Origin of the sequence: Desulfoluna butyratoxydans, from assembly GCF_900699765.1 — a bacterium.
Taxonomy (GTDB): domain Bacteria; phylum Desulfobacterota; class Desulfobacteria; order Desulfobacterales; family Desulfolunaceae; genus Desulfoluna; species Desulfoluna butyratoxydans.
Genome location: NZ_CAADHO010000003.1, coordinates 208,358 through 230,101, shown reverse-complemented (window position 1 = coordinate 230,101; position 21,744 = coordinate 208,358). Strand labels below are relative to the sequence as shown.

Here is a 21,744-nt window from a genome sequence, read left to right as displayed (position 1 = left end):
AAAAAGGAGTGATTTGCGATGAAGCCGGGCCTTCCAAGCCCAAAATTCGCGTTGCTTTTTAAGTTTTGTCCTTTATGGACAGGGTAACGAAGAAATGGTCTTTTCGTGGGCAACGGGAGCCACTTTGCTGTACTTTACGGCAAAATAGTAATCGATGGACGGGTCATATGAGCGGTAGGCAGGGTCGCCCTCAGACAGGCCATATCTGGTATTGTAAGCGCTGATGACCTGCGCAACATCCACAGAGACAGATTCGACATCCCCCCTCTTCTGCTTCGGCACCGGTTCATTGGCCACGTTCAGTGCTGCCCAGTAGTTATCATACAAGTCCGGGTGATATTGGTAGGATCGGGCCATCTGGTCGAAATTCAGGTTTTCCACCATGGGCACCGGTGCAACCTTGATCTGGTACCCATGGATTCCCTCCAGGGGGGCGTTCCAGATGAGGGTATACACGGAGCCGTGGCGCGAAACAGATGCCGCACTGGAGTTTCCCATGTCCACACGCCCATTGCCCACAGGGGCGACATAGCCTGCAACCACGTCTCGATTGTAGTAATCATGGATAAATTTTGACGAATAGGGAGAGTAGATCCGCTCTTCGCTTTGGTCAGACAGCATCGCCTTGTAATGAAACTTGTATTGAGCCAAAAAGGTGTCATCCCCCGTCATTTCGTACCCCAGGGCCATCAGAAACGAAAGGGGGTACTCCCCTTTTTCAGCCGCCCCATTGGATGTATCCAAAAAAATTTCATACGTCGGGAACTCCAAGGGTACGATTTCCGACAGGCAATGGTAGGAACTCCCAAGGAGATAATCCCGAAAATCGTCGTACATCAAGGGGTCGTCAAAATTTTCGGGACCATAATACCAGAGCGAGTTGGGAAAGATATCGTATGCCATGAACACCTTGTTGCATCTGACACCTTCCGGGCAGCTCGCGGATTGCCGCATATAAAAAAAACCGCGATCCAGATCCCACCCGTCCTGATTGTAGTCCAGGGGCGCCGCCCTCATGCCCATGAAATTCCCGACCATGAGGCGCATCTTCTCCCGCCAGACATCCGTACCTGCGTAGAGGCCAAAGGCCCCGGCACGCCTGAGAGCCCTTGAAAATATCCGGGGATACCCCACATAGGTGGTCCCGTCGTAATAACTGCCGACGGCCCCTTTACCGGAGCCCTGATCGTAGAGCGTATACTCCCCGTGCTCTTTCCATGCTTCGTAAAAGGACTCGTCACCGGTCAGGAAATACCCGATGGGTACAGACACATCGTGGGTGTGCTCCCTGTCGAAAAATTTAAAATTGAAGGACAATTTCTCCTGATCCGGAGGGTTGATTGTATTCACGTTGGGAAAAAGTCCGGGCCCGTCAGCATAGAAATCAAAATCATCCGAATGCCGTGTAGACCCGAACATTTTATGGTGATCCATGTTCTGGGCCGCCAAAAATGCACCGCCGTTGCCGGTCTGCAGGAAGTGAAGGTACTGGCACAGATTCAGGTCATACTGATTGGGACCTCCGCCCTGCCCCCACCCATAATACCGGCGCATGTTGTCCACGTTTTCGATCTCAAAGCGTTCCAGTCCGATCTCATCCAGAAACATCCGCGTCTCTTCGTGGGTCGCCAGCCTCTTTTCGTAATAGACGGCCCCGGTGTCCTTGTAATGCTGAAATGCCGCCCTGCCGGTGAGGGGGTATTGTATGGCGTAAAAGGTCTGCCCCGGTAACGGGGCATCCTCTTTTTTCGAAAACTCCAGCACCACCTGTCGCTTGTCATGGGCAAAAAAAGCAAATCCGATGTCATCTTTTGAGTTCCAGGGGCTAAAGATATCAATAAACAGGTCACCGTCGTCCTCCATGGTGAAGCCTGCGGGCCACATGCCGTAAAGATTGCGGATCCCGCAGTTGATCTGTTTTACTGCCGAATGCATGGCCCCGAAGCCTTCGCTGTAGTGGGTCTCATCCCCCGGAGTGAGAATCACCGAATCCCCGTTGGCAACCTTCAGGCCAACATCGGGGACCAGACGCTGCCTGAGCATGGCGGTGCCGCCCAGAAATTGCACATACTTGTGATTGCTGTAGCCCTGGTACAGGTAGGCGGTTCCGTCTATGGAACCGTGGGACTCGGCCCCCGGCCCGGTGGAGAAAAAATACTGGGGGGCAGAGACCGTGGTGGGCAACTCAATGCGAAGGGATTCGAAGATTTTGACCGACTTGGATGCCATTTCGGCGTTTTTGATGATCAGGTCAAGCCGGACTCGGCCGGTGTTCTTGTAAAAATACATGCGCATGGTGTAGCCGAAAAGCCACGGCCCGCTTTCGGGCTTAAGATGCCCGTCACACCGGACAACCGCCTTCACAGGGCCGTTCTCTTCGATTGCTGCCGAGGAATCGTTATCCAGGGCCGACGAGTAGCGGGTTGTTCCGCTGACGGCTGTGATCCCTCCCGTATCACGTAAAAACGGGGTATCGCCCACAACGACAGAGTCAAACACATTGTAGTTCTTCTTCCTGATCACAAACCGGGCAGCGCCCGTATTCACCGTAATATGTTCAGGTCCATTCACTGCCAGGTGAGACCCCGCGCTGTTGCCGGAACCGTTGGTGAGCCAGATCGCCTTGCTCCCGTCTGCCTCAACCGACACCAACGTGTCCACTAGCACCCACTGAATGGTGCCGTCGGGGTACCTGTGAAGTTCTCGGAACTGATAGTCCGACGAACCGACCAGGCCCAATTCACTGACGGATCGAATCCCATCAGATGCTTTCAGGGGGATGCCGAAGGATGCGACCTCACCGGCCCTCTTTCCCCCTGTCACTCCTTCGGGAAGGAGTTCATGAACAAAGATCTTAACTGCCGAATCGATACCGCACATCCCATGCATAGGGATCACGCCACCGATACAACACATTATGAAAAAGTAACACAAGACACGTTTGACTAATTCACACCGCAACGTATTTACCACCATGCACACCTAAAAATTTGATAAACATTAGAAAGAGGAAAAAATCGACTTGCATGCAACCACTCCAAACATGTACCTGGTTTACCCGATCAAAAGAGATCACAAATCAATTCCATACAAACCCGACAAGTATTTTACTGATTCGCAGCCCATCTAATCAAAGCATCTCGTGGCCATACCATCAGATAAGATTTCGGTGTGTACTTTCCTTCATTGTACAAATCGACCCTTTTCTTAGACGTAGAAAAGGCATTTCCGGTTCGATCCCGTCCTAAATAAAACCGAAACGCGCCATTATCCATCGGTATGGACTGTAAGTATGTCAGATGGGGGCTGACTCCAACCAGCTGAGGATCATAAAACCAGCTACCGCCAAAGAGCCCCTTGATATGCTTATTGACCCTCAGCATCGCCGCGATACGTAAAAAACAATCAATCCAACCTTGATTATTAAACTGGTCCAAATCCGGAACGTGTGTATGAATTTGATAATATCCCGTACGGCCACCACAATGAGTAATTAGTTTCAGAAAGCTAAGCACCTGAAGAGGATTCAATGAAAGGCCCTGCATCAAACCGAACCCCGAATATGCCTCGACTATTTGAGCACCGGCGGGAAACACCTTCTGCCTCGCGATGGCGAGATCTTTCCAGTACACGTCGTCACTATGGCACATCCAGCCATCTTGACTCTGACACATACCTAAAAAACGTCGAGCACTTTTCATAAACTGTTGCTGGATGCTGTTCGGGTATTTCTCAGACAATAAATCATCCCAATTTGCCAACAATGATTGGAGAATCATCACTTTTCGAATAGGTTCCAACGCTTCCACGCCAATGCTACTTTTTACTTTTTCAAATAAAGTCACAAGAGACTCTGGTTTAAACGAACTGACTGCATAAAGCTGCTCTTCCGGTTTTTTTGAGACGGTATACTTAATGAGATGTGGTTCACATTCTTCTTTCAAAACACTCAATGTATCCGTATATGCATCTATACATTCCATACCATTGGAAGTCCTTTCGACACATCGTGTCCACAGCCTAACTCCTTCACACTTAAACTTTTTAGCAACTAAGAAAGTCCTCTTCACTGATTATGCTTATAGTAGGACATGATTTAATGGTTTCATTATGCGTTTTACTTTTCTAAAAAACTCCAATACACCATAAATTTCAGCTTCAAAGACTATGTGAGGTATATTTTCACCATCTAAAAACCTCGGTAAATAATACGGGTTCGTTTGTTTCGAAACAAATCCGGCATGACACGTTGTTGCAGAGTAAACGCCGAGCTCCCTCAACCAGACTTCGCTACCAGGAGCATAATCGCCTGAGGGGTAGCAAAAATGTGTCATGTTACTCTTCACAGCGCGTTCCAAGACCAGCCGATTTTGAATGATTTCATCTTTAAAACCATCGACATCATTATGATGCATCGTATGGCGATGCGTGTGCAATTGAATATTTACACCCTGTTCAGCCATATCAATGATCTCATCTGGAGACAGAAGGCTTAAACGACGACTCTTTTCTATGGCTCCATAATCAACAGATAACACATTTGCCAGTTTCGATATGAAGTTCACCTTTTCTTCATGGGTGGGCAACGCATTCAGGTATTTCACCAGACCAATCTCCGCCCTCTTTTTTTCATGCAAACTCGCGAGAGAATATGTCCCCTTCAGGCCCTCTTCTTCCAATTGATCGAACCCGACTGAATTGATGTTGGTTTTCCAGATCATGTAGCGCAATACCACATTCAACACCGGGGACTCTTTGTCGACGTAATAGCTAGTTACATACAATGTATAGGGAAATGAATAATGAGAAAAAACATCATGGGCCTCGGACAGGGTTGAGAACCATCCGTCGTCAACGGTAATCACGATACTGTTATCGGGAAGTCTGTCCCAGTTCGATATGTCTGTTGCCTCATTCAGCGGCACGACATGAAAACCGTGCTCCTTAAGGCAAGCCATCCTTTCCTTGAGTGTTGTACGTTTGATGAAAAGCTTCGGGCTGAATTCGGATTCATCTTCTATCTCAACACCGTGGTATGCGAGAATCAACAGGTTACGTTTTGAAAAATGCTTCGCTATTTTAAAAAATCCGACGATCTTTAACATATGCAAGACAATGGTTTTCATATGAATGCATCAACCTCATATCCTTTATATTTTTCTACAAAATCAAGCACTATCATTTCGACAAGAAAGATTTTATGAGTAAACAGGCATGGACATAACAGAAAGTGATAACACGGGGGGGCATGCAGTACGAACCGCCATTTCTCATCATTCAATGACATGATCAAGGAGGACAAAAAAGCGACGGTATCGTTATTCCATGGAAAAAAGGAACCACAGTATAATATTTCACAGCAAAGAAATAATCCCTGGTTGAATCATAGGATAGATAGGCAGCTTCACCGGGTTCAAGGCCGTACCTGGCATTGTAATCATGGATGACCTGTCGTACGTCGATGGTCACGGATTCCGTCTCTCCTTCGACCTGTTTGGGTGTGGGTTCATTGCCCACATTCAGCGCTGCCCAAAAATTGTCGTAATGGGCCGGGTCATAGGCATAGGTCCTTTGTCTCTGATCAAACCCGAGATTCTCCACCATAGGCTGTGATGAGAACTTTATCTGGTAGCGCTTGATACCTTTTTTGGGGGCCTCCCACGTCAAGGCGTAGACTGATCCGCTTCGCGAAATGTTCATGCCTACGGAATTGCCCATGTCCACACGCCCGTTCTCCATGGGTGACACATATCCGGTGCACACGTTCCTGTTGTAATAATCATGGATAAAACGCGATGAATACAAAGAGTAAACACGCTCTTTGCTCTGAGCTGTCAGCATTCCGTTATAATGGGGCTTGTACCTGCTCAAAAACTGATCATTTCCCGTCATCTCATACCCATGGGCCATCAGCCCGGATAAGGGATATGCTCCGGCATCATCCAAAATGGCTGATTGGTCTAAAGTGTATGTATAGGGTTGACGCCCCAGGGGGACCAACTCATTCAATGCATGATAGGAGAGGCCGAGCATGTAATCGTAGTAGTCTTCGTGGTACAATGGGTTCCCAAAACCAACTGAATCATAATAGCAAAGGGAATCAGCAAAAATCCCGTATGTCATAAACACGGTATTGGTCCGTTTTCCGCCGTAGGTTTCGTTTCCGTGGCGATGCATATACACGTACCCTCGATCCAACTGCCACCCATCCTTGTTCACGTCCTCAGGGTCATCCCTCAAGCTGAGCAGCGTCCTTGCCATACGCCCGGCCTTCTCGTGCCACAAAGGATCCTCTGTATACAGGCCAAAGGCCCCCGCCCGGCGAAATGCACGTGAAAAAATGCGAACATATCCAAGGTACGTTGTACCGTCGTAATAGCTGACTTCCCCGTGATTTCCGGAGCCCTGGTCATACAGTGTATACTCACCGTGATCCTTCCAGGCATCCATGATGGATTCATCGCCTGCCAACAGGTAGCCGATGGGAACAGAGACATCATGGGAATGCTCCCTGTCTAAAAAGCGATTGTTGAAGGCAAGGGGCTGCTTGTCCGGGTCAATATTATTGATATTTTTAAACCGTTCAGGTCCGTACCGATAAAAATCAAAATCATCCGAGTGACGGGTGGATCCGAACATTTTATGGTGGTCCATGTTCTGGGCTGCCAGAAACGCTCCCCCGTTGCCGGTTTGCAAATAGTGAAGGTACTGGCACAAATTCATGTCGTACTGGTTTGGCCCTCCCCCCATCCCCCAGACATAATATCTACGCATGGTGTCTACATTTGAAATTTCAAAGCTTTCCAGGCCGATCTCTTTCAGGAATTTTCGTGTTTCTCCGTGGGTTGCCAGTCTGTCGTGAGAATAGATGGCCCGGGTATCCTTGTAATGTTGAAATTTGGTTCGACCGGTCAAAGGGTATTGCACGGCATAAAATGTCTGTTGGGATGCCTTTGCCTCCGTGGTAAACTCCAGCACGACCTGCCGTTTGTCATGTGCGTAAAAGGCAAAATGAATATCATCTTTTGAATTGTGGATGCTGTAGATATCAACATACAGGTGGCCCTCGTCATCCATGGTAAACCCCGCCGGCCACATACCGTAAAGGTTACGAATCCCGCAGTTGATGCGCTTAGCTCCAGAAAAATACGATGCAAACCCTTCGCTGTGGTCCGCCTCGTTTCCCAGTTCATGAATCACAGTGGCACCATTGACCACTTTGAGCCCCACGTCGGGCACCAGGCGCTCCCTTAGCAAACCGGACTCCCCCATGTACTGAACATACTTGTGGCTGCTGTAGCCCTGGTACAGATACGCTGTTCCGTCAACAGGCCCTGTGGATATGATCCCCGGACCGGTGGAAAAAAGATAGGAGGGATTTGCGATGGTGGTGGGAAGTTCAATGCGAAGGGATTCAAATTCTTTGACGGTGAAGGAGCTTATTTCCGCATTCTTGATGATGAGGTCAAGGCGCGTTCGGCCTGTGCCCTTATAAAAATACATACGCATGGTATACCCGAAAAGCCAGTCATCAAGGGATGATTTCAGATGCCCATCGCATCGGATGACAGCCTTTACCGGGCCGTTTTCTTCAATCACTGCCGTGGAATCACCATCATTGGCCGACGAGTACCGGGTTGATCCGCTGACCGCCGTAACCCCTCCGGTGGGCTCAAGGAAGGACGTTTCGCCTACGAAAACGGAATCAAACACGTTGTAGTTCTTTTTCGTGATCACGAACCGGGCAGCACCGGTGTCCACCGATATTTTTTCCCCCAGATCCGTGGCCAACTGAAGCCCTGAGCTGTTGCCGCCTCCGTTGGTCAGCCAGACAATAGTCTCCTCCCCTGCCGATACCGATGCCAGGGTATCCACAAGGACCCACTGAACATGGCCGCTGGGGTATCTGTGCAACACCCTGAACTGATATGCCCCTCCCCCCACAAGACCCAATTCGTCGATGGATTGAACCCCGGCTGCCTCCTTCAACGGTATCCCGAAGGATGCAACTTCATGATCCCTGTTCATCCCCGTTACGCCATCGGGGAGAAGTTCGTGAATCCGGATTTTCACGGGGTGGCTTATGGCAGGATATCCATGCACCGTGACCCCACAGCAGAAACAGAACGTTACCCAGAACAGCCATAGCGGACTCTTCCGCAGGCCACTACCCACGCCACGAATCGTCATGTCCATCTGTCCCCCTTATAGCTCTCAACGCCCGGTCATGCAGCACAATGGAGATCGCGAACCGTCTCAACAACACAACCAATATACCTGTCGTCGATGAAGCGTATTCTTTGTCTCGGTTTGTTTATGCAGTCACCAGGCCATTCAAAAATAAGGGGGGGAAACGAATGACTTCCCATGTTAGGGGGGGCAAGGCAGTAATGGGGTGTCTATTCCATTGACAATGGGTGCATCAGCAAAAAACTTTACAGAAAAAAAGTAATCTGTCTGATCATCATAGACTTGATAGGCGGGCTGGCCGGCGGTCAGGCCATACCGGGTGTTGTAAGCGTTGATTGCCTGCGCAACGTCTATGGATACTGTCTCCACATCCCCTTCAGACTGCTTGGGAGTGGGCTCATTGGCGATGTTCAACGCCGCCCAGAAATTATCATATGCTGAAGGAGCGTATTCATACGCCCTTGTCACCTGATCGAAATTGAGGTTCTCGACCATTGGTGCCGCAGAGAACTTTATCTGATAACGGATAATCTCATCCATGGGCGCTTGCCAGGTCAATGTGTACACAGAACCGGAACGCGAAACACCCGGTGCATCGGAGTTTCCCAAGTCGACACGTCCGGCACCTTCAGGAGACACATAGCCCGTTAAAATATCACGGTTTTCATGGTTGTGTATAAATTTTGACGAATAGGGAGAATAAACCCGTTCTTTGCTCTGGACAATCAGCATCACGCGATAATGGGATGTGTATTGATCCAAGAAAGAGTCATCCCCCGTCATTTCATACCCGGCAGCCATCAAAAAGGAAAACGGATACTCTCCGGTAGGGTCCGACGCATTGGCTTCATCAAGTTTAAAGCCATAGGGCTGGTGCTCCAGGGGAATGATCTCACGCAATGAATGGTAGGCAAGCCCCAGGATATAGTCCTGATAATCTTCATACATCAAGGGGGCATCAAAATTTTCGGGGGCATAATACCAAAAGGCGTTGGGAAATATATCGTATGCCATAAAGACTTTATTGGAACGCTCGCCATCGGGTCTGCTTCCATCTCTGCTCATATAGAAAAAACCACGGTCCAAGTCCCATCCGTCTTGATCGTCGTCTGCAGGAGTTGCCCGCATCCCCATAAAATTCCCAACCATTCGACTGATCTTTTCCCGCCAGACACTCGTGCTTGCATACTGCCCATAGGCTCCGGCACGCCTTAACGCCCTTGAAAAAATGCGGGGGAACCCCACATAGGTTGTCCCGTCGTAGTAACTGTTGATGGAGCCTTTTCCGGAGCCCTGATCGTAGAGGGTGTATTCTCCGTAATCACGCCACGCGTCCATCAACGATTCGTCCCCGGTGAGAAAATACCCCACGGGTACGGACACATCGTGGGAGTGCTCCCGGTCGAAAAACTTGCTGTTGTATGTCAGGTTTTGGTCGGGTGGGGAGGTGGTGTTCACGTTTTTAAAAAGAGTCGGCCCCTGGACATAGACATCAAAATCATCCGAGTGCTTGACGGATCCGAACATCTTGTGATGGTCATCGTTTTGTGCGGCCAGAAAGGCTCCCCCGTTGCCTGTCTGAAGATAATGAAGGTACTTGCACAGCTGGAGGTCATACTGATTGGAGCCTCCGCCCTGCCCCCACACATAATACCTGCGCAGGGTATCCACATTGGAGATCTCGTAGCTCCCCAGGCCGATCTCAGAAAGAAAGCCCCTTGTCTCTGCATGGGTTGCCAGCCGATCTTCCCCATAAACGGCCTTTGCCTCCGCGTAATGCTCAAAATCAGCCAGCCCGGCCAGGGGGTATTGCAAGGTATAAAACGTCTGTTTGGGATCCTTTGCCTCTGGTGTGAACTCCAGAACCACCTGCCGTTTGTCGTGGGCAAAAAAAGCGAATCGGATGTCATCTTTGGTGTTGCGAGGGCTGAACACATCAATATAAAGATGCCCGTCTTCGGTCATGGTAAACCCCGTGGGCCACATGCCGTAAAGGTTCCGGATGCCGCAGTTGATCTGCATGCCCTGGGTAGTCATGGCGGCGAACCCTTCGCTGTAATTCTTCTCGTCGCCCAAGGCGTGGATCACCGAGGTCCCATTGACAACCTCAAGCCCCACATCCGGGACCAGGCGTGCCTTGAGCAAATCCGCACCCCCCAGGTACTGCACATATTTGTGACTGCTGTAGCCCTGGTACAGGTGGGCGCTGCCGTCAATGAACCCTCCGGCCTGTACCCCCGGACCGGTTGAAAACAGATAGGAAGGGGCGACCATGGTGGTGGGAAGCTCAATACGGACCGATTCAAAGGTTTTGACGGTGTAGGAACTGATCTCTGCATTTTTGAGGATCAGGTCCAGGCGGGTACGTCCTGAGCCCTTGTAAAAGTACATGCGCATGGTGTAGCCAAAGAGCCACGGACCACTTGCGGGTTTAAGATGACCTTCGCACCGGATCACGGCCTTGATGGGGCCATTCTCTTCAATGACCGCCATGGACTGCTCGTCGTTTGCCGAGGAGTACTGGGTTGTTCCGCTGACAGCCGTGATGCCGCCTGTGTTCGAAAGAAAAGAGGTGCCCCCGGCCACCACGGAATCAAAGACGTTGTAACGGGCTTTTCTGATGACAAACCGGGCGGCACCGGTGTCTACCGTGATGGTGTTGCCGTTATCCGCGGCCAGGTCTATGGGCAGACTGTTTCCCGAGCTGTTGCCAGAGCCGTTGGTGAGCCAGATAACCGTGCTCTGCCCCGCCGGAACCGAGGCCAGTGTGTCGATGAGCACCCATTGAATGTTGCCGCTCGGGTACCTGTGCAGCACCCGGAACTGATAATCCCATAGTCCGGAAAGTCCCAACTGATTGATGGTTTGAATCCCGTCACAGTCCCTTAAGGGTACCCCGAAGGTGGCCGCTTCATGGGTCCTGTCCAGCCCAGATACGCCCTCCGGGAGCAACTCTCGAACCTCGATCCTCACGGCAGGATCAACCGCACACTCGCCATGGGTCGGGAGAACGCCACCAACGCAAAACATCACGACAACAACACACCATACACGCCTCTTCAGGATACCCTGCAAGGTTTCTTTCATCATGTTCACCTATCATGGTCAAACGAAGTGGAAAGAACAGACCGACTACCGTTCCAACGTTTCTCGCCATGCGAAAAACATCGACCGTGATACTATGGATTCCCCATAGGACATGAACTTTGCAGGGCATTCGCAAAGGGGCCAGGACCAGCCGTAAAAGGCATCACACGATATGTAAGGGATTGATTATTTGTTATATTAACGCATAGACACCCTCTTTAAAACAGAAACAACGTTTTCTGCCACCATGGCCCAGGACCGGGACTGCCCATAGGCACCGATGGCACTGCGGTCCCAATGGGTGTCCAGGGCCCGACGAATTCCCGCCACAAAGGAGGGCACATCCCGCGCCACCAGCCCCCCTAAATCATCAGACCGGACAATCTCGGGAATACCGTTGACCCGGGTGGCCACCACCGGGATTCCGCAGGCCAGGGACTCGGAGATGACATTGGGCCATCCTTCCCGCTCGCTTCCCAGGAAAAAAAGATCGGCGGCGTTGTAATAGTCCACAAGGACTCCGTGGGGAACCTGCCCGCAGAAAACGACTCGACTGCCCAGGCCCAGTGCCTGAACCTGGCGATGAAGGACGCCTCGCTCCACCCCGTCGCCCACAATATACAAACAGGTATGCTCCGTCTCTTCTGCCACGATCCGACCAAAGGCCTCCACCAGGAGGTGATGTCCCTTAAGCCGGATCAGGGCCCCCACGGAGAGGACCACCCTGGCATCAAGGGGGATTCCCAGACGCTGCCGCGCCTCAGCCCGATCCGCGGGATAAAAGGAGGTGCCGTCAATGCCGTTGGGGATAACGCTCACTTTGTGCGAAGGGGTACCCAGCGCCACCATCATCTCCTTGAGGGAATCACACACCGAAATGACGGCATCGGCCTGTGTCAGGGTGTAGCGAAGCAGGGGCCGGATCATGGCAAGGTTTGAAAACTGATGGATATCGCTGCCCCGGGCAGAGACCGTCACCGGCTTGTTCAGGGCCTTACCCAAAAGGACAGCCGCAAAGGCATCCGGGTACATGTAGTGGGCGTCGATGACGTCAAAGGAAAAGCTCTTTTCCAAGGCCTTGACGGTTTTCAGAGCCCCAAGGAAAAGACACACCCCGTAGGCCGTCATCCCCACCTTGGGGGTCACAAGGTACCTGGGGTGATAAACCGTCAGGCCATCCACCCTCTCGCGGGCGGCCACCTGGGAGAAGCGATACCACGCCTTGAATCGTTTGATCGGCGGAAAATAGGGGACAGGGGCCACCACACGGACCTCATGGCCATCCATCTCCGAAACCGCCTTCATCCTGTTTTTGATGAACACCCCGTGGGCAGGGGCCGTGTTGTTGGGAAACAGGGTCGAGAAAACCAGAATCTTCATCAGCCGGCCATCTCCAGATAAAGGCGGTTGTACCTGTCCACCATGGCGCGCACCGAAAAGGTCTCCCGAACCCAGGCCCGGGCTCCGGCCGCGAGCCGCCCGGCAAGGGACGGTGTGTCGAGCAGCAGCTCTATCTGGCGTGCAAGGTCATCCAGGTTCTCCGACTCAAAGACCAGGCCAGTGCCCATGTGCGAGACAATCTCGGTATTGCCCCCGACCCCGGAGGCGATGAGGGGCACCCCCAAAGCCGATGCTTCCAGCAGGGCCACCGAGATGCCCTCGGACAGGGAGGGCAGCACAAACATGTCAAAAAGGGGGTAAAATCCCAGAGCATCGAGACGCTCACCGGTAAAGATCACGTGCCCTTTAAGCCCTGGTCTTTGAGCATAGGCTTCGAGGGACTCCCGCTCGGGTCCGTCCCCGACGATCATCACCGCAAGGTCTTCCCGCCCCAACCCGATGAGCCGTTCCGCCGCTTTTAGCAGCAGCAGGTGGTTCTTCACGGGGGACAAACGAGAGACCACACCTGCCACGGTTTTTCCACGCAGCCCCCAGGCGTCCCGCGACTGGGCTGGCACCTTCTCGTTCGGCGAAATCCCGTTTCGAATGGTCTCGACCTTTTTCCCCAGCACCGGATAGACCGCCTTCATCTCGCGCTCAAGGGCACCTGAAACAACGATGACACGACGGGTAAAAACCATCAGCAGGCGCCAGAGACGGGGATGGGCCAACTCGGCGTTGTCCCCCCCGCTGTAACCATGGATGGTGGTCAGACATCGGAACCTCAGGCCCTGGGTCAGAATCACCGCAAGCACCGTATAAAACCACGGGGTCTCCCCGTGGGCGTGAAGGGTGGTATACCCACAGCGCACCGCCAGCCTTGCCATCTTGAAAGGCAGGGCCAGGTCAATACCCGGTTTCCTCCTCACCAGATGAACCTCATGGCCTGCGTCTTCAAGGGCCTCTGCCAGCCGCCCCTTCTCATCCAGGCAGCACACCCCATGGGAGATCCCGGCGGCATCTCCCCCTTCGATCAGGGAAGAGACAATGCGCTCGGCCCCGCCGATCCCCAGAGAGAGCACCACGTGCAGCACCCTGTCTTCAGCTTTTTTTCGTGATTCAAACCACATGCATCACCCGTTTTTCATCTGTGGAGATGACTGGAAAACCCCGTCAAAAACGCCTGCCAGCTGCGTCGTCAAAGCCCCGGCTTCAAATGCCATGTAATCCTTCTTCACGTGGCCCTCCGCAGACCGTGCCTGCCGAAACACATCCAGAATGGCCCCTTCCATACCCTCTGGGTCGTCGGCATCCGCCACCACCCCCAGGCCATGGGCTTCAATGAGTTCCTGGGTGGCCCCTTCCCCGCACACCGCAAGAATAGGCTTTTGGGACCGGATATATTCAAAAAGCTTGGCGGGTATCTGCAGGCGGGTATCCGGCTGGATAAGAAGGGCGATGTCCGATTGGAACAACATCTTAAGGGCTTGATTCTTAGGGACCACCCCTACACAGGTAACCATGGCGCTCACCGGGTGGGAGCCGATGAGATTGTTGATGCGGGCCTCGTCCACATGGCCGATGAAACGAACCGCCACCTCATGGACGCCGAGACGCCCGGTGTCGATCAATCGAGTAAGGGCCTGAAGAAAACTGTCGGGAGTGCGTTTTCCGTAAAGGTTACCCACATGGGTCACCACCAGGGGGACCGTGCCGGAGGCCCTGGCCTTCAGCCCGACGTACTCCGTCTCGTTGTATCCGTTGGTGATGGTATGGCACTTGTTCCCAGAGCCCGCCGTGTCGGCCAACAGGGTTCGCAGCGGCTCCGTATTGGCAATGACCGCATCGGCCCGGCGAAGGCACCATCTCTCCAGAAAACGGTTCACCCGCCTGCGAAACCCCACGTTCAGCTCGTCATAAGGATTGTTCATCCATGGGTCCCTGAAATCGATGACCAACGGCAGGTGAAAATGAGCCTTTAAAGCCAGCCCGATGAGAAACGAGGTCCAGGGCCCCCCCGACGCATAGATCAGCTCGGGTTTTTCATGGCGGCATATACGGACCCCCTCAGCCAGGGCATAGGGAAGCCAGCCCACCTGCTTGTCCGGAATGCGGTATGCCAGGGTGACGGCGTCCTTTACCCCCTGCCAAAACCCCTTTCCGGCCGGTGCGGTTCCTGCCGTCTCTCCCTGCCCCGCACTTGCCGGGGTGGCATTGCCCCTGAACGTTCCCCTGAGGCTGAGCATGGCGTCAATCCCCTGGAAACACTTTGTCCTGTGAACTCGCGCCGACCCGTTCACCCTGGCGCAGAGGCCGTCATCAAGGGCTGTGCCCCTTTCGTAATGACCGGGGAGCACCGAGAGCACCACCGGGTCCCACCCCCGGTCCGGGAGGTGCTCCACGAAATTCAGCACACGAAAAACCCCCGTCCCGGCAAAGGGAGGGAACTGGTAGCTGATGCACAGCACGCGTTTTCTGGTCATGACAACTCCCCGATAAATCCGATTCACTCACACGTCACAGAGCACGCCTCTTCAAAGGCGCGCTCAAGGGTGACCATCCGCATCAACTGGGCTGACGCAAGACCAAAGCCCGAAGCACAGGACTGCCGGACCACCTCGCCCATGGCGCCCTTGTCGTAGAGCGCCCCTGTCTTAAGCCCCTGTGATAAAAAAACGTCCGTCAACGGCTCGGCATCATGGATCATTGCCAGAACACGTCCGTGTATATCCATCCCCTGGGCACCCTGTAGATACTGCCCTCCGGCGAGCCTGGTCCGGACCTTCCCTGCTGCGCCCCGCAGCCAGCATCCAAGGTGGGCCCTGCCATGGGCAAAGGAGACCGGAGTCGCAGGCAGGTTGTCGCCCATGGGCTCCCGGGCCAGGGCAGGATGGGACGCCTGGAGCAAATGCCTGTACATGTAATTTTTGTATTTGGTGTACCATGGCAGACGAAACATGAGTTCCAGCAGCTCACCGGTCAAAAACAGGGTGCTGCACGGAATGAGCTGAAAGGTCGAGGAATAGTACCTGCCATGCCAGCGCCCCATGCGGCTGTTTAAATACATCAGGTCAATTTTTGCGGTGTTTGCACGGGCGGTATTCTCCGTTGATAACGCTTGGATGGCCCGCTCCGTCGCCTTAAAAAACTGGGGTTTCAACTCAGGGGCCAGGAGCGCCCAGTCGTGGCCGGGAACCATGAGGCGTTTCACCAGTCGCCCCTTGTTAACGAGCCGTTGCCCTCCCTTAAGGAAGAATTCCCCTTCCCACCAACGCCCCCGGAACAGCTCCCCTCCGCTGCCGTTGAACGCCAAATTAAATCTATCGCCGTGGTGTTGATGCACAGCCATGGGGATCACGTAGTCCGATACCGGGATCTCCCCGTCGGTAAGGCGAAGGGCCCTGCTGATATCGGCCATGGTCAGCCCACCCACGATGTGCCCCAGCTCATTCACCTCATGATGCCACCCCAATCGTCTGGCAATGGCGCTTGAAACCCTGACATCGTCGCTCCCCGCAAACCCATTGCAGACCGTGGTAAAAGGGAGTCCCGCCTTGAGCAGGGTGGAGACAACCCCCCGGGAGTCAAACCCGGCCGTCAGATCACACACAGGACGATCGTAAGTGGCGGCCAGCGCCTTTGCGTGTCTGTCCAGGGACATGAGGGCTTTTTCCACGCCGTCCTGGGTCGTAAGGGGGGGCTGGTCCGCCCCATACCCCGAGAAAGGTTGCCAGTACCTCAGTTTACGGGGCGCTGCCTGGTTTTTCCCGTCAAACACCCAGGCAGAGGCCGGGGGAAAGACATGGATCCCTTTGTAAAAGGTCCTGTCGCCCTGCATGTACCCCATGGAGAGAAACTCGGTACACCCCAGAAGGTCAGGTGAAGGGGTCCCCAGCACCGCGGCCAGGGCCAGTGACGAGGTCGAAAAGAAAAAGAGACCGTCCCGGTGAGCATAGTAGACCTTGAAAATCCCGGCGTGATCGGAAAAAAGGGTGACCTTGTAGCGCTCCTCGTCCACTGCCACACCGAAAAACTGCCCCTGGAGGGACCCGGTAACTTCTTCAGGACCGCTGTCACCTGGAGAGGGGCTTCCGGAGAACACCCCCGCCACCTGGGTCCACGTCCTCCCGTTACCGGATGGTTCCGAAACAGGGCGACGCATGAAAAAGGAGATCTCACAGAGTTTCCCGCGTTTCACCTGAACATTCGGGTTGTTCTTAAACTGCCCGTAGGCCGTTGCCAAGCGCCTGCCACAGACATCGCGATCCGAAGACGGGCTGCCCACCACCCCCACAAAGCCATTGACCAGGGCGGGATCTATGGGATTCACGTTTTCCGCCATCATGGCTGAACTCCTTCCGTGACCTCAGGGCCTTGGGCGGCTTCCGCTACGGCGGACAACACAGGCACAAGCGCCGCAATCAGATAGATGCATTCAAAGTAGAGGCGATCGATGAAAATCGACGCCGTAAAAAAACCGGCAAGGCCCGTCTCCAAGGCGTAGGTATGAGCCAGCATGTGATTCCGAAGGCCCTTGTCCATGCCCGCGATCCCGTGAAGGCTGCTGCGAGCCCGTCGAGTCCCTTTGAAGAGAAGCAGGATAAACACCAGATAAATGCCCAGCCCCAGTACCCCCTGCTCGGTCACCACAAGGACATAGGTGTTGTGCGAGGCGCGCCTCCCCACCCTTTTTTCAATCAAATGATCCGGGAGATAAGAGGTGCTCAACAAAGAGAACCCCCCGCCCCCGCACCCCAGGGGGTAGTCCTTGATCATGCGCAGCCCGTACTTCCAGATATCGGTGCGCCCGGCGCTTTGGTCCTCGATGTTCTCTTCCCCGCCAAACAGACGGGTCACCCGCGTCACATACCCTTTGTCCATGATCCCCAGCACCACCACTGCGGCCGCCACAAACCCCAGGACCATTTTTTTGATGTCCACGTCCCTGCGAGCGCCCCAGGCAAAGACCCCGGCTGCCACCAGCAGGCCCATGAACCCGCCCCGGCTCCGTGTCATGGCAAACATATTGAGAATGAAGGGGGTAAACAGAAGTGCGGCCACCTTTTCAAACCTGCTGCCGAAAAAAAGAAACACCACGAGAAAAGGCAGCACCAGCACCACAAGGGCTGCCAGCATGTTGGCGTCCGCGGCGTCCGGCAGGCCCACGCCGTCCAGGCGCATTCCGCTGAAATAATGCCTTGCCAGAAGGGAGAGAAAAAAACAGTGGAACAAAATGGCAAGAACAAACCAGCGATACTGGGCAAAGGTTTTGATAATCCTGCACACCAGGTAAAAGAAGAGGACATACCGAAAAAAATCGTAGATCCTCACCAGGGATCGATCGGCATTGTAGGCCAGGGGAATGATGCAGATCATGAGGACGAGAAGAAAAATGAGCGCCTTCAAGGGAGCGTTCATGCCATCCTTGAGCTGATCCTTATGAATCACGCAGCTCACCAGGACTATGCCCGCCGAGAGAAAACTCCACCGAAGGCTCGGCACGCTGGCGGCCCACCACTGGTGGGAAGGGATATTGAAGTAGACAAAGACATAGGTCAACACCGCCCAAAAAGGCCCACGGCACAGACCGGCCACCCACCCGACGGCCACAACAAGAAGATAAAAGATGGGATAGACCATGTGGGTGGTTGATTTCTCTTTTTTCGGCACATGTGACCTGACAGAACACCGTGCCTTCTATGGTCAACATGGGTGATCACAGGGCCACAAAGCGATGTTACAACATGACAACGGACGAAACCCGTCAGCGAATGTGATCGGCCTGAGGAACGAAGGCCGAGAGCATTCGCGAACCTGGGGTCAAGGGGCTCAGCCCCTTGCCGCCGGAGGCACGTTTTTTGAACTTATTTTGACCAGAGAGGACGCCATCACCAAAGCCATCGCCGTCCCCAGAGCTCAAAGACAAGAATCGCCCAGATCTCGAAGGCAAAGTCCCGTTGCCCTTTTTGGTGCTGGCCCCAAAGCCTTTTAACGGCCTTTTCGTTGAGGTAGTCGCCGCAAAAACTGTTCTTGCTCAGGACGGTATCTTCAAAGACGGACTTCAAATCGTTTTTCACCCAGGAGGACAGGGGAATGGAGAACCCTTTTTTCTCCCGGTACATGCAGTCGTGGGGCAGGTGCCCGGCCAGGGATTTCTTAAAGATGTATTTGCCTTCCCGCTTTTTCAGCTTCAGGTTGGAGGGCATGGCGGCCACCAGCTCCATGAACTCATGGTCCAGAACCGGGACCCTGACCTCCAGTGAATTTGCCATGCTTGCGCGGTCCACCTTGGTGAGGATGTCGTCCACCAGATAGGTCTTCATGTCCGTGTATTGAACCCGTGAGAGGGGGCATGAGGCATCGCTTTTCCTGAAATACCTTTCATAGTGACATACGGGCGAATACCCGTTGAGTTCTTTTTTCATCTCAGGGGTGAACAGGTCAGGTGCACCCTGGAACCACGCCATGGAGTTGTAATACCCTTGCACGGGCTCCCTGGACAGATTGGTCAACAAGGTTTTGGCCCGTAAAAACCGGGGCAGTCGATCCGCCTTGGGGTAAATATCCGCCAACCCCGAAATAACGGTTTTCCTGAACCATTCGGGAAACACGCCCCGCAGGCGATTTTCAGCAAAATCAAAGAGGTGGCGCCTGTAGCCTGCAAAATTTTCATCCCCTCCGTCCCCGGAAAGTGAAACGGTCACTTTTTCCCTGGCGATCCGGGACACATAGTAGGTTGGAATGGCCGACGAATCGGCAAAGGGCTCGTCAAAATGCCACACGAGCTTATCCAGGATTCCCAGGGAGTCGGCATCCACGGTCTTTTCATGGTGGTGTGTGTTGTATTGCTCGGCGACCCTTCGGGCATAGGGAAGCTCGTTGAAGGTCTCGTCTGCAAACCCGATGGAGGCTGTTTTGACCGGTGCATCGCTTAAGCCTGCCATGAGGGCAACAACAGCACCGGAGTCCACCCCGCCACTTAAAAACGCCCCCAAAGGGACGTCGCTGAGCATGCGTAAGTCAATGGCTTCTTCAAGTTTATGAAGAACCCTGCGGCACCACTCATCCTCCGTGAAATCAAGGGTCCGCGCAAAAGAGATATCCCAATACTCTTCAATACGCATGGCCCCATTTTCAATGCTCAGGGTATGCCCGGGCAAGAGCTTGTGTATGCCGTCAAAAATGCTCTCCGGACCCGGGACATACATCAGGTGAAAGTAATCGGATACCGATTCCGAACGCACCTTTCTGGGCACATCGGGGTGCTCTAAAATCGCCTTGATCTCTGAGCCAAAGACAAACCGGTTAGCCTCAAAAAAGTAGTATAAGGGCTTGATCCCCACCCTGTCCCGGGCTGCAAAGATCCTGTCCCTGCGCTGGTCCCACAGGACAAAGGCAAACATCCCCCTGAATTTTTGTACGCACGCATCCCCCCACTCTTCATAGGCATGGACAATCACCTCGGTATCCGAGTCTGTGGCAAAGCGGTGCCCTTTTCCCGTCAACTCGGCTTTGATGGACGCATAGTTGTATATTTCCCCGTTGTACGTCACCCACACAGACCGGTCTTCATTGGGAATGGGCTGATGCCCGCTGTCCAAGGCAATGATGCTGAGCCGCCTGTGGGCCAGGCCCACATGCCCCTGCCCCGTAACGTGCTTCCACTTTGGGCGAGGTTCAGCCTCGGGGCGGTTCATGAAAAAGCCTTCATCATCCGGCCCGCGATGTTTCAGAACATCGGCCATTTTTTTCAGGATATCGGGCGATACCGGCGCATGATTCGTGTTGATGATGCCAGCTATTCCGCACATTGCACTATCTCTCCAAGCCCATAAAAAAGGACACTACCCAACGTGAACCTGGGCGTCATAAATATCGCGGTACACAGAAGTGGTTTTCGCCCAGGTATGGGCTCGGGAGACCCACGTCTTTCCCTGGTGCTGCAAGGTTGCCGCCAGGTGTTCGTCCGAGAGTACCCTGCCCAGTGCAGCCACCAGGCCGTCCAGGTCTCCTGCGGGAAACATCACCCCTGTTTCCCCATCGCTGATGAGCTCACGGTGCCCCCCCACATCGCTTGCAATGAGGGCCTTTCCCATGGCCATGGCCTCAAGGGGCTTAAGGGGGGTCACCAGCTCCGTCAAGCGCATGGGGTATCGCGGGTAGACAAGCACATCGACCATGGCATAGACCCCCGCGACCCGCTCGTGGGGCACCCGCCCCGGCATAATAACCCGATCCTCAATCCCCATCTGCCTGGCCAGGGCGCGCAGCTCAGCCTCCATCTCCCCGCCCCCCACGAGGAGGAGCACGCACCCGTCATCGTGCCGGCTCAGTTTGCCGAAGGCCTTCACCAGCAGATCCAGCCCTTCGTAGCGATAGAACGAGCCGATAAAACCGATGACTTTTTTCCCCTCCACACCCCATTTTTTCCCGTATTCCTCGTCGGGTTTGCATGGAGCAAAATCATCGGGGTTTACCCCGTTGAACACCGGCGTGATTTTGTCACCGGCAATGCCCCTTTCCTCAAGATCCTTTTTCAGTCCATTGCACAATATGGCGACATGGCCCGCTTTTTTGCACACCTTTGTTTCGATGTACTTTGTCAGCCTGTATTTGAAGGCGCCCTCTTTGTAAGCCCCGTGATCCACGGCCGCGTCTTCCCAAAAGGCCCGAATTTCATACACAACAGGCGTCTTGGTCTTTTTCCCGGCGATCAATGCGGGAATACCGTTCAAAGACGGGGAGTGGGCGTGAATCAACCCGATCTCCTCACGCTTTAGAATCTCCATGATCCTGCGGTAGGTTTTCACCATGTGCTTTGCTTCATACAGCACCGGCCACGCCCTGCCTTCCACCTTGCCCGATCTGTAATAATGAAATCCGTTGATAACGTCCTTGCCCGTGGAATCACCTTTCCAGTTTTCCTCCTGCTTGGGAGTCGTCAACACCACAGGCTCATAGCCCATGTTTCTCTGGGCTTCAAAAATACTCTGGCTTCGAAAGGTATACCCGCTGTGCAGGGGCAGGCTGTGGTCGAGAATATGGAGAATTTTCATGTGATGCCTTTACTCGTTGGCCAGAAAGTTT

At 53.6% G+C, this 21,744-nt stretch carries 12 protein-coding genes; all 12 read right to left on the bottom strand.

Features of this window, described 5'->3' with window-relative positions; genetic code table 11:
• Nucleotides 1-72: 72 nt before the first annotated feature.
• Nucleotides 73-2,889 (bottom strand): exo-rhamnogalacturonan lyase family protein, encoded by a 2,817-nt coding sequence (locus MSL71_RS09915; RefSeq protein ID WP_180139662.1) that lies wholly within the window; start codon nucleotides 2,887-2,889, stop codon nucleotides 73-75.
• 218 nt (nucleotides 2,890-3,107) lie between these two features.
• Nucleotides 3,108-3,983 carry a hypothetical protein gene (locus tag MSL71_RS09910; RefSeq protein WP_180139659.1) on the bottom strand — a complete coding sequence of 292 codons (876 nt, stop codon included), beginning with the start codon at nucleotides 3,981-3,983 and terminating at the stop codon, nucleotides 3,108-3,110.
• 96 nt (nucleotides 3,984-4,079) lie between these two features.
• The gene (locus MSL71_RS09905; RefSeq protein WP_180139656.1) at nucleotides 4,080-5,126 is read right to left on the bottom strand and encodes a polysaccharide deacetylase family protein; all 1,047 of its coding nucleotides are present in this window, start codon (nucleotides 5,124-5,126) and stop codon (nucleotides 4,080-4,082) included.
• A 163-nt stretch (nucleotides 5,127-5,289) separates the two neighbouring features.
• Nucleotides 5,290-8,196, bottom strand: a complete 2,907-nt coding sequence (locus tag MSL71_RS09900) for an exo-rhamnogalacturonan lyase family protein (RefSeq protein WP_180139653.1) — start codon at nucleotides 8,194-8,196, stop codon at nucleotides 5,290-5,292.
• A 174-nt stretch (nucleotides 8,197-8,370) separates the two neighbouring features.
• Complete coding sequence (locus MSL71_RS09895; protein ID WP_180139650.1) at nucleotides 8,371-11,163, bottom strand: exo-rhamnogalacturonan lyase family protein; 2,793 nt, start codon at nucleotides 11,161-11,163, stop codon at nucleotides 8,371-8,373.
• Nucleotides 11,164-11,475: 312 nt separating this feature from the next.
• The gene (locus MSL71_RS09890) at nucleotides 11,476-12,657 is read right to left on the bottom strand and encodes a glycosyltransferase family 4 protein (RefSeq protein WP_180139647.1); all 1,182 of its coding nucleotides are present in this window, start codon (nucleotides 12,655-12,657) and stop codon (nucleotides 11,476-11,478) included.
• Nucleotides 12,657-13,787, bottom strand: a complete 1,131-nt coding sequence (locus tag MSL71_RS09885; protein WP_180139644.1) for a glycosyltransferase — start codon at nucleotides 13,785-13,787, stop codon at nucleotides 12,657-12,659. Before MSL71_RS09885 ends, MSL71_RS09890 begins: the two co-directional genes overlap by 1 nt.
• A gap of 3 nt (nucleotides 13,788-13,790) precedes the next feature.
• Nucleotides 13,791-15,140, bottom strand: coding sequence for a glycosyltransferase family 4 protein (locus MSL71_RS09880; RefSeq protein WP_180139641.1), 1,350 nt, complete (start codon nucleotides 15,138-15,140; stop codon nucleotides 13,791-13,793).
• Between the two features lie 23 nt (nucleotides 15,141-15,163).
• Nucleotides 15,164-17,002, bottom strand: a complete 1,839-nt coding sequence (locus tag MSL71_RS09875; protein WP_180139638.1) for an asparagine synthetase B family protein — start codon at nucleotides 17,000-17,002, stop codon at nucleotides 15,164-15,166.
• On the bottom strand, nucleotides 16,999-18,297 hold the full coding sequence (locus tag MSL71_RS09870; RefSeq protein ID WP_180139635.1) for an O-antigen ligase family protein: 1,299 nt from the start codon (nucleotides 18,295-18,297) through the stop codon (nucleotides 16,999-17,001). Before MSL71_RS09870 ends, MSL71_RS09875 begins: the two co-directional genes overlap by 4 nt.
• A gap of 248 nt (nucleotides 18,298-18,545) precedes the next feature.
• Nucleotides 18,546-20,468, bottom strand: coding sequence for an asparagine synthase (glutamine-hydrolyzing) (gene asnB, locus MSL71_RS09865; RefSeq protein WP_180139632.1), 1,923 nt, complete (start codon nucleotides 20,466-20,468; stop codon nucleotides 18,546-18,548).
• A 33-nt stretch (nucleotides 20,469-20,501) separates the two neighbouring features.
• Complete coding sequence (locus tag MSL71_RS09860) at nucleotides 20,502-21,713, bottom strand: TIGR04063 family PEP-CTERM/XrtA system glycosyltransferase (protein WP_180139629.1); 1,212 nt, start codon at nucleotides 21,711-21,713, stop codon at nucleotides 20,502-20,504.
• Nucleotides 21,714-21,744: the final 31 nt, after the last annotated feature.

What these genes read in the sequence shown, in the direction of transcription:
- MSL71_RS09885 (WP_180139644.1), bottom strand. Translation starts at nt 13,787, where the DNA reads ATGTGGTTTGAATCACGAAAAAAAGCTGAAGACAGGGTGCTGCACGTG.
- MSL71_RS09875 (WP_180139638.1), bottom strand. Translation starts at nt 17,002, where the DNA reads ATGATGGCGGAAAACGTGAATCCCATAGATCCCGCCCTGGTCAATGGC.
- MSL71_RS09890 (WP_180139647.1), bottom strand. Translation starts at nt 12,657, where the DNA reads ATGAAGATTCTGGTTTTCTCGACCCTGTTTCCCAACAACACGGCCCCT.
- MSL71_RS09915 (WP_180139662.1), bottom strand. Translation starts at nt 2,889, where the DNA reads ATGCATGGGATGTGCGGTATCGATTCGGCAGTTAAGATCTTTGTTCAT.
- asnB (WP_180139632.1), bottom strand. Translation starts at nt 20,468, where the DNA reads ATGTGCGGAATAGCTGGCATCATCAACACGAATCATGCGCCGGTATCG.
- MSL71_RS09910 (WP_180139659.1), bottom strand. Translation starts at nt 3,983, where the DNA reads ATGGAATGTATAGATGCATATACGGATACATTGAGTGTTTTGAAAGAA.
- MSL71_RS09860 (WP_180139629.1), bottom strand. Translation starts at nt 21,713, where the DNA reads ATGAAAATTCTCCATATTCTCGACCACAGCCTGCCCCTGCACAGCGGG.
- MSL71_RS09905 (WP_180139656.1), bottom strand. Translation starts at nt 5,126, where the DNA reads ATGAAAACCATTGTCTTGCATATGTTAAAGATCGTCGGATTTTTTAAA.
- MSL71_RS09880 (WP_180139641.1), bottom strand. Translation starts at nt 15,140, where the DNA reads ATGACCAGAAAACGCGTGCTGTGCATCAGCTACCAGTTCCCTCCCTTT.
- MSL71_RS09900 (WP_180139653.1), bottom strand. Translation starts at nt 8,196, where the DNA reads ATGGACATGACGATTCGTGGCGTGGGTAGTGGCCTGCGGAAGAGTCCG.
- MSL71_RS09870 (WP_180139635.1), bottom strand. Translation starts at nt 18,297, where the DNA reads ATGGTCTATCCCATCTTTTATCTTCTTGTTGTGGCCGTCGGGTGGGTG.